At 43.9% G+C, this 10907-nt stretch carries 13 protein-coding genes; all 13 read left to right on the top strand.

Annotation, left to right across the window (positions count from 1 at the left end; all coding sequences use genetic code 11):
* A partial coding sequence (locus tag D6694_00645) for an aminotransferase DegT (GenBank protein ID RMH48362.1) occupies positions 1–154 on the top strand: 154 nt, incomplete at its 5' end.
* Entirely contained in the window at positions 151–1089 is a 939-nt protein-coding gene (locus D6694_00640) for a sulfotransferase (GenBank protein ID RMH48361.1), read from the top strand. The genes D6694_00645 and D6694_00640, both read left to right, overlap by 4 nt.
* Positions 1089–2927, top strand: coding sequence for an asparagine synthase (glutamine-hydrolyzing) (gene asnB / locus D6694_00635; GenBank protein RMH48360.1), 1839 nt, complete (start codon positions 1089–1091; stop codon positions 2925–2927). Before D6694_00640 ends, asnB begins: the two co-directional genes overlap by 1 nt.
* 12 nt (positions 2928–2939) lie before the next feature.
* A complete protein-coding gene (locus D6694_00630; GenBank protein ID RMH48359.1) occupies positions 2940–4565 on the top strand; it encodes a glycosyltransferase in 1626 nt (541 codons plus the stop codon).
* The gene (locus D6694_00625) at positions 4559–5335 is read left to right on the top strand and encodes a hypothetical protein (GenBank protein RMH48358.1); all 777 of its coding nucleotides are present in this window, start codon (positions 4559–4561) and stop codon (positions 5333–5335) included. The genes D6694_00630 and D6694_00625 overlap by 7 nt, the downstream gene beginning before the upstream one ends.
* On the top strand, positions 5328–6113 hold the full coding sequence (locus D6694_00620) for an ABC transporter ATP-binding protein (GenBank protein ID RMH48357.1): 786 nt from the start codon (positions 5328–5330) through the stop codon (positions 6111–6113). The genes D6694_00625 and D6694_00620 overlap by 8 nt, the downstream gene beginning before the upstream one ends.
* Before the next feature lie 9 nt (positions 6114–6122).
* Complete coding sequence (locus D6694_00615) at positions 6123–6755, top strand: PIG-L family deacetylase (GenBank protein ID RMH48356.1); 633 nt, start codon at positions 6123–6125, stop codon at positions 6753–6755.
* On the top strand, positions 6743–7360 hold the full coding sequence (locus D6694_00610) for a hypothetical protein (protein RMH48355.1): 618 nt from the start codon (positions 6743–6745) through the stop codon (positions 7358–7360). The genes D6694_00615 and D6694_00610 overlap by 13 nt, the downstream gene beginning before the upstream one ends.
* Before the next feature lies 1 nt (position 7361).
* Positions 7362–8288 carry a ketoacyl-ACP synthase III gene (locus D6694_00605; protein RMH48354.1) on the top strand — a complete coding sequence of 309 codons (927 nt, stop codon included), beginning with the start codon at positions 7362–7364 and terminating at the stop codon, positions 8286–8288.
* 18 nt (positions 8289–8306) lie between these two features.
* Positions 8307–8564: an acyl carrier protein gene (locus tag D6694_00600; protein RMH48353.1), complete on the top strand. Its 258-nt coding sequence runs from the start codon at positions 8307–8309 to the stop codon at positions 8562–8564.
* Positions 8485–9486, top strand: a complete 1002-nt coding sequence (locus D6694_00595; protein RMH48352.1) for a hypothetical protein — start codon at positions 8485–8487, stop codon at positions 9484–9486. The genes D6694_00600 and D6694_00595 overlap by 80 nt, the downstream gene beginning before the upstream one ends.
* Positions 9483–10646: a hypothetical protein gene (locus D6694_00590; GenBank protein RMH48351.1), complete on the top strand. Its 1164-nt coding sequence runs from the start codon at positions 9483–9485 to the stop codon at positions 10644–10646. The genes D6694_00595 and D6694_00590 overlap by 4 nt, the downstream gene beginning before the upstream one ends.
* 52 nt (positions 10647–10698) lie before the next feature.
* The coding region (locus tag D6694_00585; protein RMH48350.1) for a hypothetical protein at positions 10699–10907 on the top strand (209 nt) is incomplete at its 3' end.

Raw genomic sequence — 10907 nt, 5'->3', positions numbered from 1 at the left:
GCAGCCGGCATTTTCCGGGATGGGATATAAAGAGGGGAGCATGCCTGCTGCGGAACGTGCGGCGAAGCGCGTAATGAGTTTGCCGATGCATCCGTATTTAGGACTAACTGCTATTAATAAAATTATAAGTGTGCTGATGGGGACTTGTAAATGATTGGCAGAGGAATAGCGCTTGGTGGCGCACCGAGCAGTGGAACAACATTACTCCGTGCAATTCTCGATTCGCATTCCACTATTTCCTGTGGTCCGGAGGTTGGTATATTTGATAGATTCTTTATATATAGAAGGCCTTTTTCTCACTTTAGGTCTCTGATTCAGATTACTGGCATCTTAAGTAAAGAAAAGTTTTTTGTAAAAGGTAATAGTAAGAGGAAGCTAAATCTGATTCATGAAGTCTTGAGTGCAAGTTCCTTATTCCCTAGTGCAACCAATTTTTCTCCCGGGCCTACTAACCTTATGAAGTATTATGTCGACGATTGGAATGCCATTGTATCTTTGTCGAAGCAGTGCGAATCATATAATGATTTCTTTTGTGAACTGTTTGGGTGCTATGCAGAAAGTAAAGGATCATCTGCTTGGGTTGAGAAAACTCCTGAAAACATATATTGTGCGAATAGTTTCTTGAAGAAGTTTAAAGAGTTTAAGTTTATTCATGTTGTAAGAAATCCTTTAGATGTAGTGGCCTCAATGATTAATCGGTCGTTTCATCCTTTCTCTATTGAAGATGCATGTGCAAGAGTAATAGAAGCGATCCGACAGCATAATCGATGTTGTCAGAATAAGCGTTATCTTTGCGTCTGGTATGAAGAGATGGTGATTCATCCTGACATTACTATTCGAAAAATTATGGAATTTTTAGGCCTAGATTTTGAGATGGGGCAGCTCGAGTTCTACAAAAATAAACGCGATGCTACGTCTGGATACGCTCAGGGTCCGATCCATTCAAGATCTATAGGGAGGTGGAGAAAGGATTTAGACAGAGAGAGTATAGAAAAGATTTACTTTATTTTTCAGCGAGAAAAAATTGTTTTTTATGGAGACATTCCAACTCTTGTTGAAAATGAGGTCAAAGATATTTTGGTGATATAATGTGTGGAATTTCTGGGATATATGAGCTTCGAGGTGGTTGTCCTTCTATAAAGACTATAGAAGAAATGACGGATGCAATGATTCATCGGGGGCCCGACGGAAGAGGCGTATGGGTGAAAGGTCCTGTTGCTTTAGGGCACAGGCGCTTGAGTATTATTGATATCAAAGGTGGAGAGCAGCCCATGTTGGCAATGGGTGGTGCATATGCTTTGACCTTCAATGGGGAGATTTATAATTATTTGGAAATAAGGGAGGAACTCGAAAAAACAGGAGTTGTATTCCGGACAAATTCAGACACGGAAGTTCTGCTGCAGGCATTGATAAAATGGGGAAGCAATGCCCTGCCGAAGCTGAATGGGATGTTTGCGTTTGCGTTCTGGGATAGTGCTCGAAATATCATGCTTTTGGCGAGAGACCATTTGGGTATCAAGCCCCTTTATTATCATGTCGATCCTGATCGATTGTTGTTTGCCAGTGATCTCACGGCTATTGTTTGCCATCCTGCTTTCGAAAGAAAGGTGGATATGAAAGCTTTAAGCCATTTTATGACATGGCGAGTAGTCCCTTACCCGTATTCTATTTATGAGGGGATAAGGCAAGTTTCTCCTGGTGGGTTTATTGAGGTTGATGGAGATGGCAGGGTAACTCAAGAGAGATATTGGGATATTCCACTGGACGCGCCGGTTGGCACTAAGACAGACCAAGAATACCGTGAGGAACTTGAAGGGCTTATTCAAGATGCTTTGCGTTTGCAGGTGAGATCCGACGTGCCGGTAGGGGCTTTCTTGTCAGGTGGGGTAGACTCATCAACGGTTGCCTACTACATGATGTCCGCTCAGCAGGGGAAGGGGAATACGTTCACGATTGGATTTGGTGATGCTGAGTCTGATTTCGATGAGCGTAGGTGGGCTAAAGATGTTTCACGGCATATAGGTTCCCGACATTTCGAGCACATGGCAAAAGCTTATGAGATCGAGCCTTTACTGGATGCGGTGACATGGTACTACGGTCAGCCTAATGGAACAGGGCTCCCAAACTATTTTGTAAGTGCTATGGCACGCCAGCATGTTAAGGTTGCCTTGGCAGGTATTGGACCAGATGAATGTTTTGCAGGGTACCGGCGTTTTCTGGCGGCAACCAAGCCTTTCATTTTTCCCTACGGCGGGGATAGCGAAAATATTTTTCTGCGTTCGTTGGTGAGTTTTACTCCTCAAGATAAAAAATCACTCTTTACTGATGATGTATATGAGTCAGTAAAAGAGGAAGATTCGATTGATTTCATCCGAAGGCAAAATTCCTATTTGAATGGGGTGAATGAGCTAAACAAGTTGTGTTGTCTTGATCTTCGGCACTATATGCTCAATGACTTATTGTTTAATTTGGATAAGATGTCGATGGCCCATTCGCTTGAAGTGCGTGTGCCACTTTTGGACTATCGGATTGTAGAATTTGCCATGACAGTTCCAGAACATTTAAAAATAAGGAATTGGGAACAGAAAGTCTTGATGAAGCAGGTGATGTATCCTCGCTTGCCCAAGCATGTGTTCCTGAGAAAGAAACATGGCTTCAGTTTGCCGAAAGAAGCATGGATGCTTCGGGTTGAGGCATTTATTCGCGATGTCCTCTGTAAGAATGTGATTGAACGACGCGGATTGATGAGGTGGTCATCGGTTTCCCAGTTGATGGATGAGGTTTTCAACTGCAATACTCGAGTGTCATGGAGAGCTGCTAATAATCTGTGGAATGTTTTTGCATTTGAGCTATGGGCACAAAAGTTTATTGACGTTTCGCATGTGCCGACCACGCCCCCAAATGTGGCTTCCATTGAATTTGGGTGAATAGGATTTCTTATGAGGGTATGCCATATTCTAACCAATCCTTATTCATATGATAATCGTGTTCGTAAAGAGTGCGAGCATTTGGTGTCGATGGGGTTTGATGTTCATGTCGTGGCATTGAAGAGCGATGCAACTCATAAAGCTTTTGAAGTAATCAATGGAGTTAAGGTGCATCGTACTGACGGGCGATCCCCCCTATTGGCAACATTGGGTCGGCTGCTAGTTCGGATTCCGCTGGCTCTTAGCGGTCGTTCGGACTGGGTCGGCCGCAGTGTCGGAAATGTGATCCGAGTCGTGCGGGTTAATTTTGTCCAAGAATCAAGCTTTAGAGGAAAGGTTTCAAAGCTAATGCGCATGATCCGCCTGGTTTATCCTAAAAACCTTATTCAAAGAAAATCAGCTCATAGCGAGGACGAGCTCGAAGAAGCTTTGCGGGAGGAGGTGGCCTTTACTCCCGGACAGAAGTTAAAGGTAGTTGTATTGCTTTCTGCCGGCGTTTTTCTTGCCCCATTTTTGTTTATTGGTTTTTTGGCATCTAAGATCTTGTTTTTTGTTTTTGGCAAATTAAATAGATCACTTAAGCCTCTAGCTCGATTGATAAGAAGAAAATTTAATAATTTGATTCCCCAATATGTTCGTCGCCTAAACTACCTAGAGAAGGCGCTTTATTTGCAAGCAGACGTTTACCAAGCTAATGATTGGGATACGTTAGGCGTAACATATCTCTCGTCAAAAATAGTTGGCTCAAACTTTGTGTATGATTCTCATGAGCTTTATGATGAGAGTTTTCCGAATCGGAAAAGTCTATTGCAGCGGGCTTACATTAGGGCGCTAGAACAATTCTATGCCAGAAGGGCGGCCGAGGTTGTAACTGTATCAAATGAGATTGCTCGTGTTTTAAAACAAAGATATAGGTTGCGGAATGCCCCCATTGTCGTCAGGAATATTCAGCCATTAGTTAAATTTGAAAAATCTGATGACGACCATTCTTTTCATGATTTGATTGGTGTTGAGAACGAGATGAGGATTGTCGTTTATGCAGGGTTGATAACAAATGGGCGTGGTCTTGAAGAGTTGCTAAGGGCTGCAACACTAATGGATGAATCGGCCGTGGTTGTAATAATGGGGCCAAGCCGAGGGTACGATGAACACCTCAAGCGCATAGCTTCAGAAATGGGGGTGTTAAACAAGAAGGTTTATATTTTGGACCCCGTCCCCCCCGATAAACTTCCATGCCTTCTTCAAGATGCTTACGTTGGTGTGATTACTACGCCAACATCTGTCCTTTCTTATTATTACGGCTTGTCAAACAAAATGTTTAGCTATGTCCAATCTGGCGTTCCAATCATTTCTATTGATCATCCAGAAAAGGCAAGTTTCATTCGAACTTTTGATGTGGGGCTTCTTATACAAGATAACAGGCCCGAATGTATTGCTGATGCAGTAAATTATTTGATTAGTTCTCCGTGGGAACGCGACAGGCTCAGCAAGAACTGTCTTGAAGCAGCCGCTAACGAAATAAACTGGCAGAAAGAAGTTCAAAAATATGAAAGGGTATATGTGCGAATGTATGAGCGATTGCTTTTTGGTAAGCCTTTGACTCAAACTGATCAGCCGATCGGAGAGGCAGCATGTTGAAACAGATAAAACATTTTTGGACATGGCGGCACCTCGCTTGGGCATTAACTATCTATTCGATCCGCAGTGAGAAGCGTTCAAATATGCTTGGGGAATTATGGCATGTCATAAACCCTATTATTCAGATGTGCATCTTCTATTTCATGGTGGAAATCGTTTTTCGCCGAAGTATAGAAGGGTTCCCTTTGTTTTTTTTATGTGGGTTCATGGTATATCAGTTCATAACCAAGGCCATCAGCGCTGGCCCAGCACTGTTTGTTGTCAATGCAGGTATGATCAAGACATCTGCATTTCCGAGAATTGTTGTGGTCGGCCCGGTTGTGTTCAGAGGGTTGTATGAAATGGGGATTCAGTTGATGCTATTGATCGGCTTGATGTGGTTGTTCGGAGTTTGGCCGAATGAGCATTTATTTTATTTTCCTTTTTTTATGATGGTAACCATATTGGGTTCTGTTGGGGTAGTGATGTTACTTTCCGTTCTCGGTGCCCGTGTTCGTGATCTGACTAATATTACCCAGCACGTGAATCGACTGTTATTCTATCTTTCCCCGGTCATGTATTCGGCAAGTTTTATCCCGGAGCGATTTCGGGATGTCTACTTTATGAATCCGGTATCCATATCAGTTGAGATATCTAGATACTGCCTTATAGGTGAGGATGGCGTTGCCTTTTGGCAGGCTGCTTATTATAGCACGGTTTGTGTTTCCCTATTTGTAATTGGTCTTTACTTCTTCACAAAACATGAATGGCAGGTGAGTAAATATGTCTAGGGGCTCTGAAAAGCTGATAGAATGTAGAAATGTCGTCAGCTATTACCCTATTCAGTATTCTTTTGAAGGAGGTATGAAAGGGGCGCTTAAACGGTCGGCGCATGGTTTTTACTCATGGCTGTTGCGAAAGGAGAATGTTTACTCAAAGCGATATGCTGCACTGAATCAAATTTCCTTTGATGTTCGGGCTGGCGACCGAATTGGTTTGGTGGGAAGGAATGGCGCGGGGAAAAGCACCTTGCTGCGTCATTTGGCCGGGATTGATCATCCTGATCAAGGAGAGATTGTCAGAAGAGGGAGTGTGGCTGCTTTGCTAAATCTGACTACGGGGATTAAACCGGATCTTTCCGGTATGGAGAATATCTATCTTCGCGGTGCAATTCTTGGGTTGTCTCCTGAGCAGGTTGATGAGATATTGGAGGATATTCTTTCATTTTGTGAGCTGGGTGAGTTTATCTATGCGCCAGTCAGGACTTATTCTTCTGGCATGAAGGCTCGACTTGGATTTGCGGTTTCCATTCATATTAAGCCAGATATACTGCTTCTTGATGAAGTGATTGGAGTTGGTGATGAGCGATTTCGTGTGAAGGCTGGGAATGTGTTTGAGCATATCCGAGATGATGGAGCGCTCGTTCTGGCTACGCATCAATTGGGCACATTGGAACGATATTGTAACCGATGTTTGTGGTTGGACGGTGGGCGTTTGATGATGGATGGCTCTGCATCTGATGTAATTGCCGCCTACAAGGAAGCTGCTAGAGTGGCAGCAAATGCTTAGGGTGGGTATATGAAAGATAGAGATAGGATACTGGTTTTGGGCCCCCATACTGATGATGGCGAATTAGGTTGTGGCGGAACAATTGCCAAGCGTGCCGAGCTTGGGCATGAGATTCTTTATGTGGTTTTTTCTTCGTGTCAGAAATCTGTTCCCGGGCGTGATCCGGATGTTTTGAAGCGAGAAGTGCGGGAAGCTGTTCGACGTTTGGGGCTTGATGCGGATCGCGATCTGCTTCTGTTTGATTTCGAGGTTCGCCACTTTCCAGAGCGCCGACAGGATATCTTGGAGGTCATGCTTAAAATTAGGGAGGATTTCCGGCCGAATGTTGTCTTCTGCCCCTCATTGAATGATATTCATCAGGATCATCAGACCGTGGCACGCGAGGCTCTTAGAGCGTTCAAGAAGCAATCCATTCTCTGCTATGAGGAGCCTTGGAATAATATCAATTTCGCGACCAATTCTTTTGAGCGTCTTGATGAAAGGCATGTTGCCGCCAAGATGGATGCGCTTAATGCTTACGAGTCCCAGAAACACCGTGCATATTTTCAGGGAGACATGATTCGCTCCATGGCTGTGACGCGAGGCGGTCAGTTGGAGGGGGGATATGCGGAAGCTTTTGAGGTGATTCGATGGATGCTATGAGAGACGGTGGGCCTGTAAATATTCCTTTGACCCTCAAGTTCAAGGGGGGGCGCGATTATCTGCAAGGCCCTGATATATACAATGCGGTCAATCAGGCAATAAGAAAAGTTATGGGGAACAGCTTTTTTGTTTCGCACATTGAATATCGCTCCTTCGCCCGGCGTCAGATCGATGTGTGTATCCTGGCGGATGATCATGAAGTGACAGGTGACCAAATGGGGCGTTTCAAGGCTATGAACAAAAGCGGCCAAATGATTGGTGGAATCTTGGTACAATCTGATCGGGATATTTGTGGCCGATATGACTATCATGAGGAAAAAATTATTTCTAGATCAGTTTGGGGGGATGCATCTATATCGCAGCTAGAACGAGGAGGGTATTCCAGCATCGAAGAAATTGTGGCGTTAACGAAAGCCTTGCATTATAAGCTATTGCCCAGTGTAAAGAAGTGGGTTTTTGTTCAGCTTGCATTGACGCGGCCCTTAAAAGAAACAGCCGATTCCTATTCGATTGCATTGAAACAAAATCTTGGTGGTAGATATACAAGGTCCTCCATTGTAGAAGATGGTGTTGAGATCGGCTGGATAGGTTTCAGTCTTTCTTAAAATGCTAGGTATTAAAGCAATAGCACATTATGTCCCTGAGACAAAACGGGATAATTTGGAACAAGCTAAGGGATTGGGAAGAGACGCTTCCTTTATTAAAGAAAAAATTGGAGCTCGATTTTTGCCGGTTCTTGCCAAAGAGCTTCAGACATCTGATCTGGCAGTGGCTGCTGTTCGGCGACTGTTGCGCAAGTGCCGTTTGGAAGTCGAAGATCTGGATTGTCTATGTCTTTGCACACAGACGCCGGATCTAGAAGGGCTGCCGCATACATCCGCAATTGTTCACTCCAAGCTTGCTTGTGCATCTCGATGTGCGGCTTTTGATGTGTCCTTGGGTTGTTCCGGTTACGTCTATGGACTTAATATACTTGCTGGTTTTATGCAAAAAACGGATTTGAACCGAGGTGTTCTGATAACCGCGGACCCCTATTCCAGGATTGTAGATCCGGAGGATGCTAATACTGCCTTGCTTTTTGGCGATGCTGCGACGGCAACCCTGATCGAGAAAGATGGAATTTTTGCTTTGGGAGCTGCTACATTTGCTACCGATGGGGGTAGAATGGATGTCCTTCACAAAAAAAACGGGCGCCTTCACATGAACGGTAGACAAGTGTTTAATTTTGCAGCTACAGAGGTGCCTAGGCAGGTCGCACAATTGTTGTCAGCATCCTCCCTTTCTAAAGATGAGATTGACTTGTTTATCTTCCATCAAGGCAGTAAATTCATTGTCGAAACATTGGCCAGGAAGATGCGGCTACCTTCTGAGAAGGTTCCTATTATGCTGAATAATACTGGCAATACGGTATCATCATCAATCCCACTTATATTGGAGAAATATTTAAATAGGGAAGATTGTCGCACTCTGCTGCTTTCCGGATTTGGCGTTGGGTTGTCGGTGGCTTCAATGATTCTATGGAGAAATGAATAAAGTGTAGGAGGAACGTTAATGATATCAGCTGAGAAGGTAATTGATTTGATTAAGGAAGCCGGCACGGGAGTCGATGAGTCCAAGCTGAATCCCTCTGCCGTATTGACAGATATTGGAGCGGATAGTCTTGATATGATGTCTATCATTTTGGCAGTACAAGAGGCCACGGACCTTGAGATTCCAGACGAAGACTTGGATGGTCTGCGAACAGTCAATGATATTGTGGTCTATGTTAATGAAAGGATATCGGGGGCAACAAAAAGCGAGAATGCTTGATCTTAGGCGCTTTCGAGAGGCTGTTTGTTCAACACAGATTGCAAAGTATCTTGGTTGTGAGCATTGCGGAAAGAGTGTTGATTTGCAGTCGGTTTCGTCTTTGAATGACGCTGCGCCAGGGTCTTTGTTTTTTATGAGTAATTATGACCCTGAGTCAATGGTTAAGGATGCTGTTTGTATTGTTCCAGTAGAAGCAAGGGACCAGATTATTCCAGGATTTACTTATATTTTGTCAAAGTCCCCTAAGCTTGACTTTGCTAAAGTTATACAAGGTTTCTTAACCAACAATGATGTTGAAGAAGATGGGGCATCAGGTAGAGCGATTGTGCATTCGAAAGCGAAATTGGGAGAAAATGTCCGATTGGGGTCAGGATCAGTTATAGAGGAAGGAGCGCAAATCGGAGATGGGACTTATATTGGTGCGAATGTCGTAATCAAACGTGGTGTTACGATTGGAAAAAATTGTGTGATTTCTGATGGTGCCATTATTGGTAATGATGGTCTTACGATTGTGCGTGATCAGAATGGCGTCCCAATTCCAATGCGTCATATTGGTGGTCTTCATATCGGTAATTCTGTTGAGATAGGGCCAAATTCAACCATAGGGAGAGCTACTCTGGGCATGGCTATTATTGGCGATCATGTGAAAATTGGTCCCCAAGTAAATGTTGGTCATAACGGCTGCATTGAAAAGGATGTCATTATCACTGGTTGTGCCAGTATCGCAGGCGGAGTCATTATTGGCGAAAAAAGTTGGCTAGGGACGAACTGCTCTATTAAGCAAAAGATAAGGATCGGAAAAGAGTGCGTTATCGGCATGGGTGCATGTGTGGTACGGGATATCCCCGATGGCCAGGTTTACTCAGCTTTCCCTGCTATGCCGATCAGGCAATTGCAACAGCTCAGGCGGAAAGTTCTATGAGGAAGACTTTGATAGGTTGTCTGATTTTGTTTTTATTTGTTTTCTTTTTTGTATCAACTTCTTCTGCTCATGTGAACGATATTTCTTTTATTGAACGGATGATTTTATCTGCTGAGCACATAGTGAAAAAAACCAATAAGGGTCGCGCATATTCAGAATATGGTGCTATGCCTGGAGTTCATACAGGGTGCATACTTTGCTGGGCTCAGAGCAGGTTTCTTGATGGATATTTGGACTTGTATCTGCTTACCAAGGATGAAAAATGGCTTCGTCTTTTTATCCAGCAAGCGCGATTGGCCATATCGCAAGCCGAAAATTTGCCTTATCATGAGAATGGCAAGGGAGATACTGCAAGGGTTTGGGTTACAACCAGTTATACGGCAGGTATTCCACACGCATTTCTTGTTCATGCTACCAAGATTATCAAGCCGTTTTTGCGCTTTGCTCTTATTGTTAGGCAGAACGGTTTGAGTTCTTACACAAAAGATGCAATGTTTTTTGTAGAAGTTTCTCAGAAGTCATTTCTTTATTTTGGGAAGGACTGGCGCGATTCATTGCATGGATTGTCAGGATTCGTAGAAGAAAATAGCGTTCCTTCTAACCTTGCTGGTGAGTTTCTTCCGTGGAATATGCAAGCGGCTGCGGGCCAAGTTTGCATATTGTTGTTTGATCTAACGAAGGAATCAAGATTCAAAAAGATGGCTATCAAAATAGCCATGTCTCTCAAGAGACATATGGAGGTAAAAGAGAACAGGCTTCTATGGCCTTATTGGACACGACTGAGTGGTCAGCGAAGTAGGTATGACGATATTGGGCATGGATCTTCAGTAGCAGAGTTCATAGTTCTTATGCATGAGAGGTCATGGGTTTTTGATGATAAAGATATCAATAGGTTGCTCAATACATTCGATGATTTGATTGATGATCGGCGCTGGTTGGCGTACCAGCAAATAGACGGTAAGGGAATGCTGGCATTTCGACCAACACTCTTCTTATGGGCTCCACTTGCCCAATATAGTCCTACAGTTTGCAAGAAAATGGTTCGCGTATACATGCACTCTGTTCCAGAAGATTCGGTTTTGTATTATTTCCAACCTGATTATCGCGGTGTAATGTTTCAAGCGACTACTAAACTTGCGACCTATTGTCATTCCCAGTGAAGTTTGTTGAATGCATTCTTTCAACAATGAATGATGATTTGATCAGTTTGCCATGGCGCATCAAGAAGGGTTACTTTCATTAAGGCATAAGATTTTTGCCTTTACTGCCGGCCATCGTGGTTCCACGTTGGCCGGCGTTTTTATTCGGCTTGTCGGGCTTGGCCTGGGGTTTCTGCTACAGATTGCCATGGCCCGGGTGCTGGGTTCGGGCGAGTATGGCGCATTTGTCTATGCCATGACATTGGCATCGCTGGGTGCGAT

Source organism: Gammaproteobacteria bacterium (assembly GCA_003696665.1).
Lineage (GTDB): Bacteria > Pseudomonadota > Gammaproteobacteria > Enterobacterales.
This window is presented reverse-complemented; position numbering and strand designations above follow the sequence as displayed.